This window comes from Paenibacillus sp. MSJ-34, assembly GCF_018918005.1.
Classification (GTDB): domain Bacteria; phylum Bacillota; class Bacilli; order Paenibacillales; family Paenibacillaceae; genus MSJ-34.
This window is the reverse complement of the sequence record NZ_JAHLPR010000030.1, coordinates 63,496-85,340: the sequence shown is the minus strand read 5'-3', so window position 1 is coordinate 85,340 and position 21,845 is coordinate 63,496. Positions and strand designations below refer to the sequence as shown.

The window sequence follows — 21,845 nt, the reverse complement described above, 5'->3', positions numbered from 1 at the left end:
ACTCGATTTTTGAACTGGGTTTAGTTTGGTGTTGTCTTTTTTCCTGACTCATTGACCTGTTCCTTAAAGTAAATTTCCAATTCTCATGAATCAGGGGCTTGACATCTTACCGCTGGACTTCACAAGGTTTACCGCGCCGTTCTGGTTTTGCTGAACAGATCGTCCAAGCAAGTGATTCTTGCGATAGCAGTAGATATAGAAGTTGTAATCGCCAAGATGGGGGACGCAGCGAATATAATAGCGATAGTGAGTGGTTTGTAAACAGAAACCACAAACATCGGAATGCCATGCGCCGGGGATACGTGCTTCCGGGTGCCGTCTGCAATAGGCTCGCATCTCATTCAAATTGAGCAAAATTCCTTGCCATTGCAAATGTTGCACAAGTGCCGCCAATTCCTCGCGAAAGGCAAGCGTCCTCCGTTCCCCGGCATGATCCGACCATGACATCCAAAACTGATCGTCATCAGTGCCGAAATCTCCTCGCAAATGACCGATATAGCTGAGTTCCTTGCTTTGAGTCGCGGTTACTGAATAATAGAAGTAAGCTGTCTCTTCCGGTGCTATCGGTTGAAGTTCGCCAAACATCCCCGAACCTCCGTTTCCGCTAACGTTGCTGTTCCGTTTTTTCTTCCTCCCGGCTGGTGAATTTAATGGGTACCTCCTGTTCCAAAGTCATCATAAGAAGACAGGTTGGCATGATAAAACACTACATCGCCGTCCTGCAAACTAAACGTGGCTCCATGCGGGTCGACAAAGCGATGCTGAAACCCTTCTCGTCTCCATTGATTGCTGAGCGGTGCGTGGATATACTGCAAATGCGGCTGATTCACCTGCTGATTGCGAATCGTTTCGATATTGAAATTGACAATGATGTACCCGTCCCGCAAAAAGATAGGCGACTTATCGTCCAGCCGATTGGTGCGTCCGTACTCGGCCAAGTTGAATCCTTTGGGGACGACATACGGTGCGGCAGGTAGACTGTATTCGCCAACCCATCGCTGCACCGAAGCATGGGTACGCGAAACGTCAATGCCGGAAGGAACTTCCATACTGCCGATAAATGTCCGAAGCCGTGGCGGGAGCAACATGACATCATATCCGCCCACGTAAACGGGCTGCTGTGCATCTTTCAAAAACTGCTGAATAAACGTTTGCCGGTTGACAGACGCACCGTTCAGCGACCAAAGGGAAGATGCCGTGTTCGTCAGTTCCTGTTGGGACATATTGCGCAAGCGGGTGTCCAGCGTCACATGACGCCGCTCCACATCTGCACTGGAGCCGATACGAATAAACCGTTTATTCCCCGAATGATAGTACAAGTCCACCTCTTGCCGGTTCTTGCCCTTGCTGTCTACAAAGAAGAAGGTCGGCGTAATCTTGATCCCATCGGCCGAACCGAACATATTGCCCATACTCTTCAATTCAAATTTAATATGGTAGCCGGTTTTGACAGCCACGTTTTTCTTACCGGCATCCGGATGGCTCCCCGGTCGAATCGGCAACACGTAAGGAGGCTGATTACCCCGTGCTGCGCCGTCGATGCCCTTCGTACCCACCCAATAAGCGTTGCCAGTCGGCGTTGCACTTCCTCGTTCTCTGCGAAATACGGTCTCCCAATTAAAGTCGGCAATGTCTGTGATGCGGAAATCATAGACACGGCCGATCACTTCAACCGGCACAACCTGTGTGGCTACATGGTGCGTCAAGTCTAAGTTGGCGTTCATTTGTGACGTAAAGGAGGGAGGACTATTTTCAGCAATGGTTCGGAATAGTACATCGTAATTGCCCTCGTCCACCCAAACAGGTAAATAAAACGTTGTCTGAATCTGACCGACCGGGATCGACGTCCACGTTTCTTTCGGGATCAGCGTTTTCCGATCCGCTTTGTACACGTCAAACGGAAACCATACTTGCTTGTCGCGCATATATTGGGCATAGTCGCGGTTGCCGTAACCCTTTATATCCCGATGCGCTCCATTGGTTGGGATGGTGATCGTAAATGGACGATCCAGAATAAGCGCGGCTCTCCCTACGGTCGGCTGCGTTTTTTGATTATGCGCCTGATCGTCAGATACGGAAGCCTGGTTGACGACCGGCGTATGCACCGTCACCGGATTAATGCCATCAATGGGATAGCTTTGGTTCTGGCCGCCTCCAATTCCTTCGATGAGTGCATAGAAGATCGTGCCGGAGCTTGGCTGTTCGGCCTTGTTGCTTTTGCTGGCATCGATCAACAAACCGTTGCTATACAGAACATTTTGTCCGATCTCGGGCGGAGTCGGTATCTCCCTTGGGGGCGGGGCGGTTTCTTCCGTGATCCGGTTGTCCATAATCGTTTGCCCGTTAAAGATCAGTGAGTCATTTTTCACTTTGATTTTTCCGACAGCCTGTTCCGCTTCGTTGGTCCAATCCTCATTAGGAACTGACGGGCGACTGGAACCTCCTTGAATCGTTTGACCGGGCAACGACACATTTTGATAGAAAGGATCGGTGATGTGGGCCTCACGGGAAGCGTCGTGAGAAACCGAGACCCTTGGCTGCGCGTAGCCGTTCGGCTTCAAGGTAACTTGTCCGCTGGGTAACGCGTAGTTGGAAACCTCTGCTTTTTGCAAGCCGTATACCTCCAGACGATCAATGAGCCAGTAGCTGTACTTGCGCTCCACGGTATAGCTTTTCGTTACGGTTTGCGTATCCGAGCGTGAAACAGGCACTCTGGTTGGATTGCCTTCGCTGTCCGGGGGACCGGAAACGTATTCCGTCCAGCGCAGCGTGTATGTTCGACTAACGGTAATCGGGTACGTCTTCGTCCCTTTGATTTCCGTAAATTTGTTTCGGTACAAATACGCTTTGGCATTCGCTTGAACATAAAGACTCTCCGATGTCGGGATGCCTTGAAGCACGTCGAAGCGTTCCGCACCGCGAGTATCCGCCCGGATCACAGCCGAAGCATCGGGATTCATCACTTCGTTTTCCTTGACAGCTCCAGGCTCTGTTTCGTCATCCGTATCGCCATTTCCCCCTTTGTATACCCCGATAAAATTGGAGCCTCCAGAACCGACAAAGATGGACCGATCCAGCAACTTGCTATCTCCTTTTTCCTGAATAAATAATTTTTCGTCGGGTTTGTTATTGTTCGTGATATAAGACCGGATGATTTCATACGTCTGCCCGTCTTTGGTGAGCGTGGCTTCAAACGTGTGATTCACTTCATCTCCGGTCGCATGTTCGCCTTTATCCACCTCTTTCAGAACTTGGCCGCCTTCTGTCATATAAATCGCCTTCACCGTATTTTCCTCATGGTATTCGGCGATCAGATTCGTTCCGCCCAGCGCGACCGTAAAGCTGCGAATGCGCACTTTTTCGTTCGTTTCCGGGTTTTCCTGCACCCATGTTTTTCGTGACGGGTCTTGCTTCGGTGATATATAGGAGCGAGCGATGGTATACGTTTTTCCATTGTCTTCGATCACCGCCGGAAATTCATGAATGATCGTTTCCCCGATCTCGAACTTTCCTTTTTCAAATGTCACATCCGGTCGGTCAATCACCCGTCCGTCTACTGTTTTAGCGATAACGTCCACCGGGAATTCCGCACTACGATATGGAATATGCAAGCCAAAGTAATCATCCAGATCGTCCGGAAATCTCCAGCCTTCCGCTTGTTTGATCCCGGACAACGTATAAAACGGACCTTTCCGCACCGAGCCGTCCGCATTGACCGATACCATCACAGCATAAAAGTAAAGATCGTCATTGTTCTGAATGCCTTCCATTCCTGCTTGCCAGAGGCGCTGCGTCACGATTTCTTCGGGGATTTCGTAGTATGATGTCAACGGTTGCCCCGGTACAGGAGGATCGGGATGCTGCCCGATTTGTCGTACTTCCTGATTCATAAACAAGGCATGCGGCCTGCTGCGCGAGTCAGCGCATTGTTTGGGCGATGTTGTGCTGCAAACTTGCTCCCGGGTCACCACCCAGCCCACCGTCCGATACCGAATCGAAGTGCTCGCCGCCGTGCTGGTAATTTCGAATTGAATCTTGCCGTCACGGATAATCACTTGAGGCGGTCCAGCCTTCGCTTCCTGAACTGCAAATATAGGCATAAAAAAAATGCATGCCAGCAGCATGCACAGTACTCGTTGATAAAGTTTTCTATTGTTCACCGATCATTCCACCTTTGAAATCGTGTGGTTGAAAAACAAGCTGGCCGTTGGCGAGACTTTCAACGTGCTTCCCCAATTGCCGCCGACATTGGTGACCATTTTGATGTCGGCGTACCCTTCATACCACACATTCTTCTCAAAATCTGTTTCCTGCGGAAACCAGTTATCATAAATCAACCGTTCATGTTGTTTAAACGAGAGGAATTGAACCCGAAACTTGACGCGAATATAATCCGCTCCAAACCCGTCATAAAAAATCATGGACGGTTCCGGGTCCAGATAACCCATAATGTGAATTTGGTTTTCCTTCACCCAATCCACGTATTCACGAATATATCTCAATTCTGCGTTCGAGTTTTGCATCTTCGTTGCAAACATCCCCTGCGCCCACGTATCATCAATCGTGCGGTAATCCACATTTAACAACAAAGCGCCAAACGCTTTTAAGTGTCCCATCCAGATGTCTACGTTCTTCTTGTTGTATTCGGGAATCGTTGCGTATAGTTCGGAAGACACTTTGCTGCCATCTGGACGCGCATAAGGATATTTCATCTCGTACATCTCATTAGGAACATCGGCCAAAATGTAGGGATAGTCCGCCGCATTTTTCGGAAGATCCGTCGTGCGGAGCAAGCGGCCCCATTTATCCGTGTCGCTCTCAGAGATGTCCTTCGTGTGAATTGTCACCGTTGACGTACTGCCGTCCCATTCCACCTCTGCGCCCAGCACCTCGCTGACAAAACGCAGCGGCACAAACGTCCGGCCGTCCTTGGTTACCACTTGCGTATCTAAAGCGACCTCTTGTCCATTGACAAGCGCAATATTTGAACCGATTTGCAGTCGAATCTGCTGGCCGTCCCGTTCAATCGGTACCGATTGGCTCGGAGCTTCCCAGCCAACCTTGGCACCGAGCGACTCTGTGACAAAGCGAACCGGCACTAATGTCCGCTGGTTCTCATCAACATAAGCTTGGGCATCGGGAAACCATATTTTCTTGCCGTCCAGCACCACGCTTACAAACGCAGGAGGAAGACTGGCAGCACTTGCCGTAACCCCGAACAAGCTGCTAACCAGGACGGCAATCGTCATGGCCATAAATCATTTCTTCACTCATTTCACCTCTTATTCAAGTAATCCTGACTGGACTGGTTGTACGTTACTACTAGCATAATGTGCATGAATCAGACTGTCCACCCTTAGAAAGAAGAACAAGAAAGCGGCATATATCCCTGTTGCGCCGCCGTTTTTTCGCTTGCGAACGTTTCTTCTATCGGATAGGAGTACGGACAGCTTCTGCGATAATATACTTTCATATTGTCTTTCATCGCTCCTACAATCTCCGTTTGCTTCATTACGCGGCTGCCGCCCAGTGCGTAGTTGTTATATTCCTTGCGTCCCATCGGAATTCCCTGCATAAAAGCCACAACGCCCACATCGGCAATCGTGTTGTGCCATTCCTCTAGCGGGATGGACGGCAGTGTAAACGTATAGGAAAGACCATTTCGAAGGGCGACCTCGTTATGCTTGTTGATCCGATAGGACAGCTCATCTTGTATTGCGCCCACGATGGTGCTGCGCCGCACTTCATTAAATAACGCCGCATCTCGTAACAACGGAATGTTGGCCTCCGCCTGAATGTCCCTGCGAAAACCTTCATGCCAACTGCGAGTCGCCGCGGCATACACCAGCACTTGTTCGTCCAACGTAAAGGAATAGCTGTTGCCGCTTGAATCGGTATACGCATACGGCCGTTTGGTTCCCCAAGCCGGTGCCATGACCGTTTGGCCGTTACGATCTGTCCATTCATCCTCGGCATAAACATAAAACCCATCGTATCCAATGACGACAATCACCGGAATGTAACGGTTCAAAACCCCTTGCGCAACCGGATCGCCGGATATGCCGAAATTGGCGTACAACGTCCGGTAAAACGCCGTGAGCGCTTCCTCCCTGTTGACCGCCACTCGCTTGACCGACTCGTAGCGTGACTCATGCTGCTGATCAGCATTGGTGATGAGTGCTTGTGCCGCCGCATCCACCGCTGCATCCAAGGCAGCGTCATAACGCAGCTCGAGCAGCATCGTTTGACGCATTAGTTCCACGTCAATCTGATTGATCGTGGCAAACGGGAAAAAGATCAGCACGCCGACGACAGCCCATTCAATCCACTTCATTGCGTACCACCCCGCCATAAGGAATGAATATTTTATCGTTCGGGCTGACGGTGCTGTTCAGAAAATCAAACAAGACCGTGCCGGGCGTACGGCTCACGTTATTGACCGTGACGGTGAACGTATCGCCCACCCGCAGTTTGTACCTTCTTGACGGGTCGTCTCTGGGGGCAGAGCTACCGGGAAACAGCACCGGCAAGATTTGAGCGTTGTAAAACGCATCGTAATGCACTTCATACGTGCCCTGGAACGTTTCCGGCCTGGTCGGATCGTCATATACCGGCACATATTTCTTGCTTTCATGTTCCATCTGCACATCGAAATCAAGGCCCGTCGCCTCAATGGCCTGTCTGAAATCGGTGTACATGGTCGGTGAAATATATCCTTTGTCACGTACCGCATCCACAAAAGCCGTTGTCGCCCGCAGGACGACTAATTCTGAAATATCATCCTGCTGCTGGAACGCTGTGTAAATCGGGTAGATGTAAAGCAGCAGTACGGCAAGCAGTATCGCAAACACTTTGATATAACTGTTCATGGCATTCTCCTCAACGTGTGACGACTACCAGGCGCAACAGCCGCCCGTCCGTGTCACGTTCGTACGAGACGCTGTAGCGGCCATGGAGTTGGATTCTGTCTGAAAACCATTGCTCCCGGTTCACCGGTGATGCGTATCGGACGCCATCCACCACGATTTCCGCTTCTCCTTCTTCCAACCGCGCGATGGCCTGAAACATTTCGGTTCCCGACATACTGCCATCACCGGACAAGGGAGACAACGTTTGCCGGATGGTCCGGTCCTGCGTCATACCGGAGAAATAAGCCGAATCGGCAAGCGTCGCGCCGTTTTGAAACAGCCATAGCCCGCTAACCACGGCGATCAAAAACAGGAGACAGGATGCACTCATCTCCAACATCGTTCGAGTCGTGTAATCCAATGGCTTCCTCCTTTCAGCAAAAGGGGGCGCCAGCTAGACGGACACCCCTTGGCTTCATTTCGTTTTCGTGCCTTATTGTTGGCGGAACACGATCCCGCGAATGACGTTGCTGCGATCCAGCACCAATTTCGCCTGAAACTTTCCGCTTGGATTGACATAGTTCACATTGGCTTCATCGACGGTATGCTCCAGACGTCCAGGCGCATCGCCAACGACCGATCCATATGTGATGCTGTCCATTGGAACGCCAATGTTGATGACTTTGCCATACCACTGTCCGGTCGGGTTTTTCCCGGTGATAATTTGAATGCCAAACTGCTCCTGATCCGAAAACTTGCGCAGAGCATTGACGACTTGGCTGCCCGAAAGTGTGGTGTTGTCATACACCGTAAAGGCCGTCTGAGATAATTCCGTTTGGATATTGCTAAAATTGCTTTGAGCTGCTTTTGTTGAATCTTGTGCGGAAATAAACAACACGACGGCGAGGGTAATGAGCGCAATTGCGAGGAAAATGCCCGCCGCCATTACCAGCGCCTTTTGTGCATTGGACATGGTCGATCTCTCCTTTAAATGTAGAAATAAAAAACGGTCCTTTCCAACATGGAAAGCACCGCTAAGGGTGAATCATTGAATGCGTTGCAATTGCTCGTAGTACACCGACATTTGGTTCAAGCTGACAACAATGAGCGGAATGACCAGATAACCGAAAATGAGCGCCATCATTGGTGCGAACCCGATCATTCTGCCCCAGCCCGCCTTGTGCTCAATCAATCGTTCGTACTCCTGCTTGCGTTCTTCCTGTGCATACACGTACTCGGACTCCAAATCATCAAACGCTTTTCGAATCGGCAGCGTGCTTGCCGCCAGTTCCAGCTTTTCCACCATGCGCACGAATGGCTGAAAAGGCGCATCCTCCTTGAGCTGCTCCAGCGCCTGTTCAGCGCCTTGATCAAAATGGAGCAGGCATGTTTGCAGCGGCTCTTCGAACACGCGGGCGAACTGCTCCATCCAAATCAGCAAATGCTCTACCGACATGCGATCCATATCGGCCAGTATCGCAATGACCGCCTGCAATTGATCCACTTCATGCTTCATTTCCATTTGCCGCATCTTGCGCTGGAACAGGCGAATGCCGACCGGCGCCCAGTAGCCGACCCAGCCCGCCAAAACGGTCAATAGTGCTTGCCACCATTTGACGTATTGCCTGTCGAGTTTCTCCAACTTGCCCATAATGCGCTGTGTATCCGCGCGAAGCGCTTCATCCAAACGTTCTCCTCCAGTCTCCATTCTCAACAGCTCCAAGAGCGACTCCTCTGTAGGCCTCACCCCCTTTACTTGATCGATGATTCTCCGATCCAGCACGGCTGCTTCCAGCGCTTTTTCCTGCTCCTCAGGCGTCGCTTGACCAAACAGCGTATCAGCATACATTGGCGCGTACAGCACTTGATGCCGATCCGCATAAGGCAAAGCTATGAATAGTCCCATTGCTGCAAGAAAAGCCATGCTTCCCGCCACGATTCGCTGGACATAAAACCATTCCAACCGCAAAGGAGAAGCCGTTTCTTTCAGCAGCTTCACCATCCGTTCCGCTTCCCTTGAGCCAGGAGCAGGACCCAAACGGTGAACGAGCCAACGCATCCAGCCCCGGCCGTGCGCCCATTTCTCCCATCTCTTTCGGTTGGTGATTTTCGGCGAGGTCTCCAAGCTCTGAATATGACGAAGCAGAACATAGGAGAGCCAAACGACCCCCATCAAGGCGAGCTTTATGCTCCAACCCATCACACTGCTGTAAAAGGCGTCCATCGCCGAAAAATAATAGCTGGCCCATGCTTCAATCGGACGGGTAAACAAGAGCGGAAGCAGGGCAATAACGGACAGCCCATGCAACAAAAAACCAAGGCGTTCCCGGCGCAACAGTTCAAAGTTTAATTCACCGGCCAATTTTCCCAATGCCTTCAAATACAATGATCCGCTATCCGTTTGTTTGTCTCCGTATTCCTTCACCAGATACGACAATCCGGCCAAACCTTTCAAATAACGGTTCGGAGCCGCTTCCAAGTATTGTTCCAGTCGTTCTTCCGCGTGGCTGTCGGTCAACACTTCAACGATTTCCTGGCCGTGCAAAGTCATTTCATACGGCGCTTCATCCGTCGCTTCGTAAATCGCTTCTTCTACCATTCCGTGTCGGTGATAATGATGACGGACATCCCCGAAAAACTGGCGTAGCTGACGCAACAATCGCATTTCCAACCGTTGTACGAATACGTCTGTTAACATGCCGTGGCAAACCCAACCGCCAATCATCAGCATGACAAGTGTAAATACATCGCGCACCCAAAGCGTGATCGGCACAGCCGCTGCAAGCAACATGCCCCAGAGCCAAAGCGCCGTCCGCATCGTCTCCAGACGCAGCTTCCACTCATCGCCCAAGTGGAGAATGACCATGCGACGGCGGATGAAGTGCAGGTAGGTACGCAAGAGCGGCACACGAGAGCAGAGGGTATAGAGTTGCTGCATGCCGTTGTGCAATGCCTGCTTGTTGCTCGTTTTGGCAGGTTGACGCAAGGCTTCATATTTTCGTGCTGCCCCGGCTTCCCCATAGCGGGACAAAAATTGAAACGCTATGACCGCTGCTAGAAACAACAGCGTCACTCCGCCAAGCAACAGGGAAAGCCACTCAAGATTCATCGCTATCCCCCCAATTACACAAAAACGCCTCGAAAGCTGCCTGGTCCGGACCGGCAAGCCGCTCGGCAATCTCTTTGCGGCTTTGTTCGGACAACGGATGAACCGCAACATAACGGCCGTCCCGATATTCAATGACATTTCGCGCTTCATACAGTTTCCGATCCGTGGAGCGATGGAAGTAGTCCGTCACCGTCTCCATAAACGCATCCATCTTCTCATCCAGCGTCTTTTTCTCGCGAAAGTCTGTCCGGTAAGGCATTTCCTGTGCAAGCGGTACGCATTCCGTGATGCGCTCGATATAGCGGCGACCGTCCGCATCCCGTTTTAAATGAATATCAAAGTTGATGACGCTGACCACTTGCTGTTCTGCCACCTGTTCATTGGTAAACACGCCGGTTTTGAGCAATGAATTGCGCAAGGACAACACCAAATCGCGAAACGTTTTGGCGTGGTGGGTAAACAATGTAAAAAACGAAGCCACTTGCGCCATTTGGATCATCCAGGCCGCTACCGGATCGGTCGCCACCTCACCCAAAATGTTGACCGAGCCGTCCGTTTTTTTCTGTATGTCCAGCCCAGCCTGACCGGAGATCGTTTCGGTTTCCCGAAGGCTGAGAATATTGCGATTCGGATAAATTTTACGCAGTTGCAGTTCAAAGCTCATCTCCTGAACGCGAATCGGGAGCAGGGCGGATATATGACGCACCATGGCCATAAGCAGCGTCGTTTTCCCGCTGCCTTGCGCGCCAGTTATCGCCGTAATGCGCTCTCCCATCACAAGATAGCGAATCAGGGCAATCGGCAGTTCCGCATGTTCATCGCGAATCAGCTGTTCCAAAGTGGCATTTTGCACATCAAACTTGCGCACAAAAAAAGCCCACGACTCGGCAAATCGGGGGCGCAGCACCACGACACGAGAACCGTCGGCCATTTCATTCACCTTGTATCCGGTCGTTTCGGACAACTGGCCGGGAAAATTATGCTTGTAGATGTTTTGGCATACGCGCCGCAGTTCCAGTTCCGATCCAAAGGAGAGGAAACTAAGGTGGATGGATTTCCCTTCATAAAAAACCCACACACTGTCATGCGCGCGCGGCACTTCGCCGAGTTGAACATCCCCGTCCCAATCCCAAGTTTCTTCCCATACGGAAGGCGGCAAACCGGAAACTCCGCCGGACACGCCGTCAATGCGCATATCGCGCAGTTCGTCCACGACACTAAAGCCTTTGTAGTGCTGGTAAATGCGCTGCACCACGATTTGCAGTTTATCCTCTTCCGATAGCCGGACGTCCTCTTGTTCATAAATCTCGCCGATCTCCTCAGACGTAATACGGTAAGACAGCTCCTGTTCTTCATGGGCATCCGGCTTGGGCCGATCCAGATCATAGCGGCGTATGAGTTCGCTAAGCGCATGATAGCCGTGACGTTTTTTGTATACATGAAGCAAGATGTCAAACCGATCCTGATGCGACAACGATTCAGGGCAATCAAACGGGATCAACCGGTTCAGATGTTCATGATCCAACGTATAGTGCTGTGCAAGCAAATCGGTTATATATTGCTTGACATACATTTTGTCACGCAGATCGCCAGACGTGCATCCACGCAGCGCTTTTTTCATCTCGGCCCGCTTGTTTTTCCGTCGCCGGTACTCTTCTTCTGATAGACCGTAATCCGTCAGGTTGGCGCTTATCACGCCATGCAGTGCTCTTTTGACGTATTCTTCCATCGCCTTCAACGTGTACACTGGCGCTTCCTGCTGGCGTTCCGGCAAGGTTCGGCTCATGCGCAAATACAGGAACAATACGCCTATTAAGACAATGCCTCCGATCAACAGACCATGTAACGCGCCCATCATATCGGGGTCTCCTTCCCGCCGAAAAAGGCATTGTGCAAGCCCGTTTGTTCAATCAACGCAAGTGCCAACGCCCGCACGTCTCGCATGAACAGATAGTTTTCATGTTCCCGCGGCACTTGCCGATTGCGATACATGTAAGAAATCGCCTGCCCGTTTTGTCCATCATCCAACCACCGTGTATTGTAACTGACCAAATATACTCGCAAATGCCGTCCATAAGGACGCAACAAATTTTTATGGGTCAAAGATGAGTACCGATCATATTTTCCGAACACGAGCACATGCTTTTTAGTTGCGAGCATCGCTTGAAGTTCATCCATCCGAAAAAAACGATGGACAGCCAACCGATTTTGCGGGAGGCACACCACCAGCACATCCGCCAGCCGCAGTAAACCGTTGGTCCATTCCGATGAATTTCCGCTGCCGCCATCCACAAACACAAGATCATACATCCGTTTCGCCATGCTTAGCAGCGGTTCCATCCAAGGCGTGGCCATGTCAATAAAACGATCATCCGGCTTGCTTGAACCCGGCAGCAAGTCGAGCCTGTCCTTTAACAAAGGCAGCGTGTAATCCCGAATCATGTTGGGTTGCAATTTTCGGTTTTGCAGCAGTCGCAATAACGCATCTACACCCATATTGACTGAGACATCCATGTCCATCTCCCGAGAGGCATGCGTTTGATAAAAGCATTGCTTCAAGGCGATATCGTGACTTTCACAATGACCCAGCAGCAACATATGTGCCGAACACTCCAGTCCCATGACCGAGGCAGTCGCTGCCAGATTGCTCGTTGTCCCGGTTCCCGATACCGGACTCCAAAACACGATTGTATGTCCCGTCACCGTGTCCCCTCCTTTTCTCAATCATTTTGATCAGCTTGATTAGCGACGGAAGGCAGCGCGTTCTTGGCGAAGTCGCTTCCATGCCTTGCGAACGGTTTTGTCGTCCCAATCAAACAACTGTTGTGCCATCTCCCATATCGTGCGGCGGTACGTTCCCGATAGTCCCTTCACATCGATGCGGCCATGATGCTGGTTTTCCAGCTCGGCGGATACATCACGCTCATCCAGCGGAAAACGAAAAACCGCTTCCTCCCAGCGAATGGTCTGCTGAGCAAAGGCGGAATCGAGATACGCCTCGGTGACAGTCAGAGGAACAACGGATAGCATCATCTTGTAAAACGATACCGGTTGATTCTGTGCTTCATGCAAGCATAACCGCTGCATCAATTCGACATTTCGCTGCATGGTCAATCGGTTGAAATTGCTGCACCAGATCCGCTTGTCGTAATGGGGTAACTCCCACCCTTTGACCATTTCGGTATGGTCGGTGTCCATCAGCATCACATCGTAATCCATGCCACTTGCTTTTTGATACAAGTATCGTTCCAACTGCGAAAACAAGATAAAACCACAGGCCACGTCTATGCCTTCAAACTCGTAGAGCGGAGCGCGTAATTCTTCCTGCGGCAAATATCCCTGTGTCGTTTGCGCGAGAGTAGAGTCCACCACCAGCACCTTGTAATCCATTGCGGCCAGGAGTTTGCCTAGCAATAACAGCACATGGCTTTTATCCGGCGCTCCTAAAAACACAATCTTTTTCATGGTTCCTCCTTATTGATTGAAGATTTCTGAATAATCCGGGTCCGTTTCTGACTCTGGCTCGGACGCTGGCGGTGGATCGGGCAACGTCGCTTCGGGCGATTCTTCTTCTACCACGACCGGAAGGGAAGAAGGCGGCTGTTCATCTTCTCCTTGCACCGACTCTTGGTCATCCTGCTCCGGGAAACTAGGGGGCTGCGGCATTTGCTGAGCGGCATTGCTTTGCTGTGTTGCGGCCCGTTCATTCATGAGTTGTTGCTGAACGGTGACATTGCCGTACATCACCCGCATCTTGTCCGCTTCACTCATTTCATTTAAGTTACTTTCCAACCTTTCGCGTTGCTGACGAGCCAGTTCAGTAGAAACCTGCTCAACTAGGTTCGGGTTTTGCTCCAATAAATCCAACACCATCGGATTGGCCGGATAAGTCGCCGTCGCTGCCTCTTGCAGTCCCGGTTCGATATAGGGCACTGCGTATAATCTTGCGCCTTGCAAATAGGCATCGATGATCGCGCTTGATGTGAGCAGCAGGTCGGTTTCATTCATCTCCAGCCAAATGACGGTTCCCTCGCGATCAAGCACCTGCTTTTTGGCAAGCACAACGAAATCTTCGCCAGTCGGGAAGTTGATCCTCACATCGATATACTGTGATTTTCCGAGATGCGACGGAAGCTGGATGATTTGAAACTCTTGTGTCCGCACATCCTTGGCAATTGGGTTGCCCTCATACAACACAGAAGCAAGAAGCGGCATTCCCGGGCGAAGTTCAACTTTGGCATGTTTACCGACCGCCTCTTCTTCCTTAACGATCATTTCGGGCGAAACCAATGCGGTCGGCAGGGTCATTGCTGTGACGTCTTCAGGTTCGATCTGGTCACCGGCCGGAATGGTTCGAGCCACGGTCCATACCGTTTGCAGCGATTCTTCTTTAATCGCTGTTAACTGTTCTATTTGCCTCTCATAATGGGCGATCACTTCCTGATGTTCCTGCTGTTGTTCAGCTTGTCTCATCAAGTGAAAAATGGCAGCCGACACGAGCAAAAGAATGCCGATCAAAATGGCAGCGATCACCAACATCTTGCGATGACGATAGGTCCAAGACATGCTCACGACTCCTTTCTATACCAATGAATTTCAACTTCCTTCGTTCTTATTGCTTTTCCGCTTGTCTCGCCTTCGTTTTCTCCGTTCCCCTTTAGCTGTGTTGGAACGTTCCGATTCATCTTCCGGTTCTCTGCGGTCGAAGCCGGGCCTTTCTTTCATTAACCGTTCGTATTTCCGCCATTTCCCTTCCGTAAAGAGCATCTCAGTCACCTCCTCGTAGGCACAAAAAAACTCCCCGGCTATGGAGAGGAAGGAATGGCTATTTTTGTGCATGTTGCTTAAGATTATCGTTCATGTTCGCGCTGCCGCTTGCGATGCCAGCTTTCAAGCAATTGGACAATAAGGTCCTCCTTTTGTTTTTCAGTAAAATTCTTAGGAAAAAAGCGATCAATGCGCTCCCGCTGAATGTGCATTTTTCCCCTCTGATTGGGCTTTTCCTCCGTCAAAATCGAGAAGATAACATCCATATTGAGCCGTCCGCCCTGACTCAGTTTCTTCATACGCAGCGCTTGTGACAAAGAAGGCGTACAGTCTTCGGACTGCATCGTTTCATAAAGGTCTTGCTGCTCTTTTTCGGCCAAGTAAGACAACTCGACAGCCGGATTAAACGCGATCCGTTTTTCATCTACCATTTCAAGAATGGAAGGGATCAAATGAGTCAAGCGAATGTATCTAAATATTTGATTTTTGCTTTCTCCCATTTGTTCTGCTAATATCTCGCTTGATTTCTTTCCTTCAAACTTGTTCCCAAATTGGGAACAAGTTAAGTCAGTACGTTGCCCCTGACGATTCATCGCCTCCAGCTTCATCTTATAAGCAAACGCCTTCTCGCTAGGCGCTATATGCTCCCTTTGCAGGTTGCTGTCCACCATAATAATGGTCGCTTGATCGTCGTCCAGTTCGCGGACGATGCAAGGCATCGTTTCCATACCCGCCAGCTCGCTCGCCTTTTTCCGCCGATGTCCGGCGACCATCTCATAACCGCCCTCTGTCTTCGGACGTACTAATCCAGGAACCAATACGCCGTATTGCTTCACACTATCTGCCATTTCCAGCATCGCTTCATCCGCTTTTACTTTGAATGGATGATCGGGGGAATCGCTGATCTCTGACAACGGGATGTCCATCACTTTTTCCCGCTGTGCATCGGCGCGGCTCTCATCGGTCGAAAACAAATCATCGACTGTGGTCAGCTTGATGCTGGCGCGTCTGTCGTCTTTCTTTGCCAATACCCTTCACCTCCTTTGTAAATGCCGCATACGCTTCGGCTACTTGTCCGTTCGGATCATGCTTATAAATGCTCTTCCCCTTGGCGCTCGTTTCCGCCGCACGGATGGAAAGCGGAATTTCCGTTTGAAACACACGCAGCTTGTCTCCATAATCACGCCGAAGAACAAAGGAAATATCCTTGGCAAAGTTGGTCCGGTTGTCCACCATCGTCAGCAGCACGCCATCTACCAGCAACTTCGGGTTGATTTGGCGTCGGACACGGGAAACGGTTTGCAAAAGCTGCGTCATTCCTTTCGCCGGTAAATAATGCGCCTGAACCGGAATGATGACGCTATCAGCGGCCGCCAGTGCATTGATGGTCAACATGCCCAAGCTGGGCATACAGTCAATAAGGACATAATCATAGTCCTTTTTCACCTTGTCTATATAGGAGCGCAAGATCGTTTCCCTGCTCATTGTATTGACAAGCGAGACTTCAACAGCAGACAATTCGATGTTACCGGGCATTAGGTCAATCCCTTCGGGATGGTGCAAAATGCCTTTTTGGGGCGGATACGATTCTTCCAACATATTTTTAACGAGCAGTGTAGCCAAAGAAATTGACAAATTATCCGGTTCGCGGTAACCCAACGCATCTGTCAAATTGCCTTGTGCATCCGCATCCACTAGAAGAACCTTTTTACCTTCAGTCGCCAAGCCAATACCCAAATTAACAGCCGTAGTCGTTTTGCCGACACCGCCTTTCTGATTGGCAAGAGCAATCACCTTCGTCATTCGCTGTTCCTCCTTTCATGAAAAAAGCCGGCTGCCTGAGAGATTCAGGACAACTGGCTCTTTGAAGAAATATCTATATAAAAAGAGAACGCCCGATAAGGACGCTCTCTTGGATATTCTTGTTTTCAATTAAAAATCACTAGGTGTATCTATCCATTCCAAGTCGATAACAATAGAAACCTCGATTTTATCGTTTAACACCTTATTCCTGTAGTCCTTTCCATTAGTCGTAAACGAAGCATACTTTGCAGAATACTGATAATTCAGCACTTCTACGTATCGTCTCGACATATTCCTATTACGCACTCCACATGTGTCGAATGCTTATTATTGATATAATGGAAGGGGGCAATCTACGCCCCCAGCGACAACGGATTTTTGAAATTATAGTGGATTTCTATACTACCATCCTCAAATACTTCGACCTTGTGAATTAATCGATGAAACACTTCTCGAAGGATCTCTTCATCCGAAATTTCCAGTTGAGTAAAACGCTGAACTTCTAATTGGAAGGCATGTATGGAGCCTTCGTTTTCCTGTTCCTGAGAAATGATGTTTTCCAATTCCTTTACCCTTAATTCAAGTGTTTCTTGTTTCGTCTTTAGACCTGAATTATACATTTTGAATATTTCATCATCCAGCGTCTTGTTCAACAGTTTATCAACAAGCTCCATACGATCTTTTTGCAAATGCCTCAACTGCTTATTTACCTCATTTAATTCTTCTTTAGCTTGGGTAATTTTCACATTTACTTGTTTTAAAGCATTGTGAACCAGAGAATTCCGATCTACTGTATTGCCAGACAGTTTGCGCAAATCATTTAAAACCGCTTCTTTCAGCACAGCGTGCTTAATGAAATGACGAGTACATTCCTTATCTGCAGGTCTATGTTTCGAACCGCATACATAGCCTTGGCTCCCCTTGATATAATTCATACCACTGCCACAATCAGCACAAAATGCCACTCTAGCAAATAAAGACTTCTTCCCTTTGCCACGAAAACGCCGTTCAGCCTTTTCATGTCTCTTTTCTTGAACTGCCTTAAACTGTTCTCTAGTAATTATTGGTTCATGATGGTTAGGAATAACAATCCAGTCGCCCTCATCAATAATCTGTCTTTTATTATAACCTTTTTCCTGAAGGTGAATTTTATCCTTTCCATCAACCTTCGAACGCCCATGAACCAGTTCTCCTGTGTAATGTCGGTTCGAAAGTAATATTCGCACTGATGAATCATGCCATTTCTGCCCATTCTTTCTCGAAGACGGAATTCCCTTTTCGTTTAGATAGTTGGCTATTGCCAGATATCCCATATTTTTATTCAGGTACAGATCAAATATCAATTTTACCGTGAGAGCCTGCTCAGTATTTGGAACAAGCTTTCCGCCTTTGACCTTATCGTAACCGAAAGGAGCAGTCCCATGAAAAATACCTGCATTTGATTTTACAGCGATCCCCCAACTGACATTATACGATGTATCTTCGCTCTGCCGCTGATTGACCGCTGAAATAACGGACAACATCATCTCATCTTTAATTAATCCTTCTCTAGAGGAAAACAGTTCAACATTGTTGCTATGAAGTTTTCTAACAATGTTTAGCGTGTCAGAGGTGTCTCTTGACAGTCTAGATAAAGATTTAATGAGGACAACATCAATTGTTCCACGTTCAACATCTTTCAAGAGTCTCTTTAATTCCTTACGACGTGCAGTACTTTTTCCCGTAATCCCATCATCGGCATATACACCTACGAGTTCCCCGCCCATTTCCCTTATATAGTTTTCAAAGAACGATACTTGACTTTCAAGACTATCTTTTTGGCTGTCTAACTTGGTGCTTACCCTTGCATAGATCACATATCTCAAATATTTTCTAGCTCTCACATGGCTCATCACAATTCATTCCCTTCGGAGTGAGTTGTATGAGATGCGACAGTTTTAGCTCGTGTTGAATGGTAATACTTGTAAACTAAATTGTCAACTTGATTCTCGAATACAGAAGTAAGAATTTCCTCAAGCGGCTCATCACCGACAAACTTGCGTGAAACTTTTATTTTCGATACATCAACAGCCACTATAGGAACATCAGTTCCTATTACATTATTTTCCATATTGCTCTTTGATTTCTTCTCCATCTGCACTCACCTCAACATTGGATTGGGGAGCCAACCGCTCACCTGAGTGCTATGGGAAATATCAGCGAAAAACTCTTGAAATTCGGCTTCTCACAGTGATCTAAAGGCATTTTCCACCAAATAATTACTTAAGCTGCAGGGATATTGCCCCCGCCACGTCTCTGCTACCCCCAACAGAGCAATAAGCCCACGTAAAAAGACAGGTCTGCGTCAGAACACCTCAATGAAGTGTCTTCCGCTTACCTGCCTTATCACCGACCAGAACCACCAATTATTCGCGCAACACCATACTTTCTAGGCGAAAACTATATTGCTAGCTGTTAATTTTCAGCCTATAGCATCTTCAAGACCGAATAATGAATGATCTCGGAAGATGTAACTGCAATTTTCTACGTATTCTCAATCAGTTCCTGTTGCCGTAGCCGCTTCAACTCCCGATACAGAACTGACTTGGACACAGCGGTGATCGAAACGATCTCAGAAATCGAGTGTGACTTCGCCTCATAAAGCTTTACCGCTTTTTCCAAAGCCTTCTTATCGGTTTTTGGACGACCTCCAATTCGACCTCTGGCTCTAGCGGAAGCAAGCCCTTCTCGAACACGATCACGCAATGTTTCTCTTTCAAACTCGGAAAGAGCGGCAAGCAATGTGAGCATAAGCTTGCCTGTCGTTGAACTGAAATCTAGTTTCTCCTTATGGCTAATAAATGTGATTCCCCTTAGTTCCCAATCGGAAAGCAAAGTCAATAAATCTTTTGAGCTTCTCGATATGCGGCTCAACGATTCCACCACAATGACATCACCCCCGCGAACGATACGCTGAAGTTCCGCCAGAGCCGACCGATCCAAGCGTACGCCGCTCATCTTATCGATGAAAATATCGGATTCAGGAATACCATACTCCTGCATGAGCAGATCAACCTGTCGATCCTCTACCTGTCCAACTGCCTTGCTGATTCTCACGTACCCCCAAACCTTACTCGCCATACTTTATCAGCCTCCTTACGGTTATAAGGAGACTAGAAATATATCCGATACCAAAACTTAATCTCAAGGAAATCGGGAAGATTTGTCCCAAACAAATTGCAGGATTTGTGGGAAAATGCTAACGGGAATATTTTTGAAACACCTACAACCCATTTGGAACCCGAATAACTCGCTTTTTTTAGCGGGAGCAGTATCAATAGTTTTTGAACCTCCCAAAGCAAAAGAAAATACCCTTAAAGGGATTCCCGAATCCCCTCAAGGGCAAGCAAATAGGAAGAAGCCAATAACCTCTATTTATGAAACGTTAGCAACGTTCCACCTTCTCTATATGAAGAATCGGCACTGATACAAACTGACCGCGATGTGAAAGATCGGGAAGCGACATGTACCCCATAGAGGATGGATTGAGCCAATCCGCCCACTTTGTCAGTTCAGCCTTTGTCGGAGTCGTACCAAGCCAGCTAGCAACTACGCCAGTATCGAGCGTAGTCACCAGCGGCGGGCGCAAGCCTCCTGTATCACGATAGGTCAACCGTACTTTTTGTCGCTCCAAAGTATTTTTCAACCGCATAGCAAAGCTGTTCACCCCGTAATAAGGGAATAGGAAACGCGAACTGCTTACGCCTAAAGTTCGCTTGCTAAGGCGAACCCCATCTACATCCGCGAAAAGCCTGACTGTGGTATATGAACCGCTACTTAGCTCTTTGTAACTGGTCGAAAGCTGCTCGGAAAAACGGTCGAACCCTTTTTTACGATCAGTTGGAGCCAATTGATCTTCATGCGCCCGTAGAATCTCAGGACTCTTGGTCACGAAACTATACTCCCAAAGCCCACCCGATTTTGACTCCGCTACGCAAAGGGAACTGCCCAGCAAATAGGAGCTAACCAGCGATTCCCGATGGTCATTTACAAAGCCAGCGGGCAACTGGATGCCGCCTTGAGCCAAGAATAAGGCTTGGCATTTTGCAATCCATGTATCTAGCGGCAAACCATCCAAGCTGATACCCCTCACATCATCCGAACCGATTATCGGCTGTGGATGTGGGCAGTTAAACTTATAGAGTCGCTTCCGCTGTTGACCTAACCTGAACAAATAGGCGTGCAACCGATTATTAACGCATGCTCCAGGCATGAATACATCTATGCCCCTGTACTCAAAGCAAGACGGATGAGAACTTATATCCATGTCCATAACCATACCCCACCTCAATCCTCAAATAGAGATGGCGCAGAGTAGATGTTAAAATCACGCAACAGAGCTAGCGCCTCATCAGGAGAAAACTCGCCTTCCAAACAGCGGAAAAGAATAGAGCGCTCTGTCACATAGCTGCGATCATTATGCGATAGAACGAACAGCAGATGCTCCAGCTTCTGCTGATCTAAAGCATCCAGAACCCGACCGAAGTGGTGATGCGTAAAGCGATACAAAAGTCCAAGTTCCTTGTCGCAAGTGCTAAGGTCTACCCCCGATTGCTTTACAGGGGCGAACCTATCATGGATCGCACTGATAAACAGATTCGTGTTATAAGCACCTGTTCCCAAGGCAAACTCCCGTTCCGCCGCGACAAGATCACCCGAACGCAACAATTCCAATGCTACCCCAATACGCTTTTTCAGGCGATTAGCTGCATAGGAGACGGATGCATGCACGGACTTGACCGATACTCCGAATTTTTCCGCCGTCTCGCGGTAGTCGTACCCGTTTTTCAAGAAATAAGCGAGCTTCTCCCGCGACTTCCCATGTGATAACCATACGTAGCTGTTGGTAAAGGCGACCAGCCGCAAGAGCAAGTCCAGCTTCTTCTCATCTTGGGTTCGATCTAGCCCCTCATCCCATACTGCCAGCCGATTCTGTACTTCGCTAACCTCTTCGGCTAGCTCTTTGAAAATCAACATACCTAATTCCTCCTTCTCGCCTCTGGCGAAATTCTGGTAGTGCAAAAGACAAACTCCAAACGAAAAAGCATAATCCGTACCCCTGACCGCTTTGATTGGCGAGAGGGGGAGGACTCCGACAAAAAGTGAAAGCGTACTCCTATAAATCAGCCCTAATATTTGTTTACATTCATTAGTGCAGGAGGTAATGCAGTGCTACCAAGGCGTTCGGCGTTCGCGGAAATACAACAAGAGCGAAACCGAGATTTTTGTAGGAGTACGCTTTCAGAGTAACGTAGCTGCTACTGTCCTTTCAGATGCGC

20 protein-coding genes are annotated in these 21,845 nt (G+C 49.0%); all 20 read right to left on the bottom strand.

Annotation, left to right across the window (positions count from 1 at the left end; all coding sequences use genetic code 11):
- Window positions 1-90: 90 nt before the first annotated feature.
- The 20 genes from KQI79_RS16220 to KQI79_RS16125 all read right to left on the bottom strand — a co-directional run bounded on the left by KQI79_RS16220 (window position 91) and on the right by KQI79_RS16125 (window position 21,543).
- Window positions 91-585 (bottom strand): hypothetical protein, encoded by a 495-nt coding sequence (locus tag KQI79_RS16220; RefSeq protein WP_216539282.1) that lies wholly within the window; start codon window positions 583-585, stop codon window positions 91-93.
- Window positions 586-647: 62 nt separating this feature from the next.
- Window positions 648-4,160 carry a DUF5704 domain-containing protein gene (locus KQI79_RS16215; protein ID WP_216539281.1) on the bottom strand — a complete coding sequence of 1,171 codons (3,513 nt, stop codon included), beginning with the start codon at window positions 4,158-4,160 and terminating at the stop codon, window positions 648-650.
- 3 nt (window positions 4,161-4,163) lie between these two features.
- A complete protein-coding gene (locus KQI79_RS16210) occupies window positions 4,164-5,255 on the bottom strand; it encodes a copper amine oxidase N-terminal domain-containing protein (protein ID WP_253298197.1) in 1,092 nt (363 codons plus the stop codon).
- 101 nt (window positions 5,256-5,356) lie between these two features.
- A complete protein-coding gene (locus KQI79_RS16205) occupies window positions 5,357-6,334 on the bottom strand; it encodes a hypothetical protein (RefSeq protein WP_216539279.1) in 978 nt (325 codons plus the stop codon).
- On the bottom strand, window positions 6,321-6,869 hold the full coding sequence (locus KQI79_RS16200) for a hypothetical protein (protein ID WP_216539278.1): 549 nt from the start codon (window positions 6,867-6,869) through the stop codon (window positions 6,321-6,323). The genes KQI79_RS16205 and KQI79_RS16200 overlap by 14 nt, the downstream gene beginning before the upstream one ends.
- 10 nt (window positions 6,870-6,879) lie before the next feature.
- Entirely contained in the window at window positions 6,880-7,269 is a 390-nt protein-coding gene (locus KQI79_RS16195) for a hypothetical protein (protein WP_216539277.1), read from the bottom strand.
- 72 nt (window positions 7,270-7,341) lie between these two features.
- The gene (locus KQI79_RS16190; protein WP_054819771.1) at window positions 7,342-7,821 is read right to left on the bottom strand and encodes a hypothetical protein; all 480 of its coding nucleotides are present in this window, start codon (window positions 7,819-7,821) and stop codon (window positions 7,342-7,344) included.
- A 72-nt stretch (window positions 7,822-7,893) separates the two neighbouring features.
- Window positions 7,894-9,957 (bottom strand): hypothetical protein, encoded by a 2,064-nt coding sequence (locus tag KQI79_RS16185; RefSeq protein ID WP_216539276.1) that lies wholly within the window; start codon window positions 9,955-9,957, stop codon window positions 7,894-7,896.
- On the bottom strand, window positions 9,947-11,815 hold the full coding sequence (locus KQI79_RS16180; protein WP_216539275.1) for a P-loop NTPase family protein: 1,869 nt from the start codon (window positions 11,813-11,815) through the stop codon (window positions 9,947-9,949). Before KQI79_RS16180 ends, KQI79_RS16185 begins: the two co-directional genes overlap by 11 nt.
- The gene (locus tag KQI79_RS16175) at window positions 11,812-12,660 is read right to left on the bottom strand and encodes a CpaE/TadZ family protein (RefSeq protein ID WP_216539274.1); all 849 of its coding nucleotides are present in this window, start codon (window positions 12,658-12,660) and stop codon (window positions 11,812-11,814) included. Before KQI79_RS16175 ends, KQI79_RS16180 begins: the two co-directional genes overlap by 4 nt.
- Before the next feature lie 39 nt (window positions 12,661-12,699).
- Complete coding sequence (locus KQI79_RS16170) at window positions 12,700-13,422, bottom strand: hypothetical protein (RefSeq protein ID WP_216539272.1); 723 nt, start codon at window positions 13,420-13,422, stop codon at window positions 12,700-12,702.
- Between the two features lie 9 nt (window positions 13,423-13,431).
- Window positions 13,432-14,523: an SAF domain-containing protein gene (locus tag KQI79_RS16165; RefSeq protein WP_216539271.1), complete on the bottom strand. Its 1,092-nt coding sequence runs from the start codon at window positions 14,521-14,523 to the stop codon at window positions 13,432-13,434.
- A gap of 30 nt (window positions 14,524-14,553) precedes the next feature.
- Window positions 14,554-14,724 carry a hypothetical protein gene (locus KQI79_RS16160; protein WP_213594294.1) on the bottom strand — a complete coding sequence of 57 codons (171 nt, stop codon included), beginning with the start codon at window positions 14,722-14,724 and terminating at the stop codon, window positions 14,554-14,556.
- An 83-nt stretch (window positions 14,725-14,807) separates the two neighbouring features.
- Window positions 14,808-15,752 (bottom strand): ParB/RepB/Spo0J family partition protein, encoded by a 945-nt coding sequence (locus KQI79_RS16155; RefSeq protein ID WP_216539270.1) that lies wholly within the window; start codon window positions 15,750-15,752, stop codon window positions 14,808-14,810.
- A complete protein-coding gene (locus KQI79_RS16150) occupies window positions 15,700-16,527 on the bottom strand; it encodes a ParA family protein (RefSeq protein ID WP_213411716.1) in 828 nt (275 codons plus the stop codon). The genes KQI79_RS16155 and KQI79_RS16150 overlap by 53 nt, the downstream gene beginning before the upstream one ends.
- A 353-nt stretch (window positions 16,528-16,880) precedes the next feature.
- A complete protein-coding gene (locus KQI79_RS16145) occupies window positions 16,881-18,419 on the bottom strand; it encodes a recombinase family protein (RefSeq protein WP_216539269.1) in 1,539 nt (512 codons plus the stop codon).
- Complete coding sequence (locus KQI79_RS16140) at window positions 18,419-18,661, bottom strand: hypothetical protein (RefSeq protein WP_216539268.1); 243 nt, start codon at window positions 18,659-18,661, stop codon at window positions 18,419-18,421. The genes KQI79_RS16145 and KQI79_RS16140 overlap by 1 nt, the downstream gene beginning before the upstream one ends.
- A gap of 389 nt (window positions 18,662-19,050) precedes the next feature.
- Window positions 19,051-19,647 carry a recombinase family protein gene (locus KQI79_RS16135; RefSeq protein ID WP_216539267.1) on the bottom strand — a complete coding sequence of 199 codons (597 nt, stop codon included), beginning with the start codon at window positions 19,645-19,647 and terminating at the stop codon, window positions 19,051-19,053.
- A 304-nt stretch (window positions 19,648-19,951) separates the two neighbouring features.
- A complete protein-coding gene (locus KQI79_RS16130; protein ID WP_216539266.1) occupies window positions 19,952-20,644 on the bottom strand; it encodes a hypothetical protein in 693 nt (230 codons plus the stop codon).
- Between the two features lie 209 nt (window positions 20,645-20,853).
- A complete protein-coding gene (locus KQI79_RS16125; RefSeq protein WP_216539265.1) occupies window positions 20,854-21,543 on the bottom strand; it encodes a hypothetical protein in 690 nt (229 codons plus the stop codon).
- Window positions 21,544-21,845: the final 302 nt, after the last annotated feature.

Coding starts and splice junctions, on each gene's coding strand:
- KQI79_RS16150 (WP_213411716.1), bottom strand. CDS start 16,527: ATGACGAAGGTGATTGCTCTTGCCAATCAGAAAGGCGGTGTCGGCAAA.
- KQI79_RS16185 (WP_216539276.1), bottom strand. CDS start 9,957: ATGAATCTTGAGTGGCTTTCCCTGTTGCTTGGCGGAGTGACGCTGTTG.
- KQI79_RS16210 (WP_253298197.1), bottom strand. CDS start 5,255: ATGGCCATGACGATTGCCGTCCTGGTTAGCAGCTTGTTCGGGGTTACG.
- KQI79_RS16125 (WP_216539265.1), bottom strand. CDS start 21,543: ATGTTGATTTTCAAAGAGCTAGCCGAAGAGGTTAGCGAAGTACAGAAT.
- KQI79_RS16165 (WP_216539271.1), bottom strand. CDS start 14,523: ATGTCTTGGACCTATCGTCATCGCAAGATGTTGGTGATCGCTGCCATT.
- KQI79_RS16200 (WP_216539278.1), bottom strand. CDS start 6,869: ATGAACAGTTATATCAAAGTGTTTGCGATACTGCTTGCCGTACTGCTG.
- KQI79_RS16220 (WP_216539282.1), bottom strand. CDS start 585: ATGTTTGGCGAACTTCAACCGATAGCACCGGAAGAGACAGCTTACTTC.
- KQI79_RS16205 (WP_216539279.1), bottom strand. CDS start 6,334: ATGAAGTGGATTGAATGGGCTGTCGTCGGCGTGCTGATCTTTTTCCCG.
- KQI79_RS16170 (WP_216539272.1), bottom strand. CDS start 13,422: ATGAAAAAGATTGTGTTTTTAGGAGCGCCGGATAAAAGCCATGTGCTG.
- KQI79_RS16190 (WP_054819771.1), bottom strand. CDS start 7,821: ATGTCCAATGCACAAAAGGCGCTGGTAATGGCGGCGGGCATTTTCCTC.
- KQI79_RS16160 (WP_213594294.1), bottom strand. CDS start 14,724: ATGCTCTTTACGGAAGGGAAATGGCGGAAATACGAACGGTTAATGAAA.
- KQI79_RS16145 (WP_216539269.1), bottom strand. CDS start 18,419: ATGAGCCATGTGAGAGCTAGAAAATATTTGAGATATGTGATCTATGCA.
- KQI79_RS16135 (WP_216539267.1), bottom strand. CDS start 19,647: ATGGCGAGTAAGGTTTGGGGGTACGTGAGAATCAGCAAGGCAGTTGGA.
- KQI79_RS16140 (WP_216539268.1), bottom strand. CDS start 18,661: ATGGAGAAGAAATCAAAGAGCAATATGGAAAATAATGTAATAGGAACT.
- KQI79_RS16180 (WP_216539275.1), bottom strand. CDS start 11,815: ATGATGGGCGCGTTACATGGTCTGTTGATCGGAGGCATTGTCTTAATA.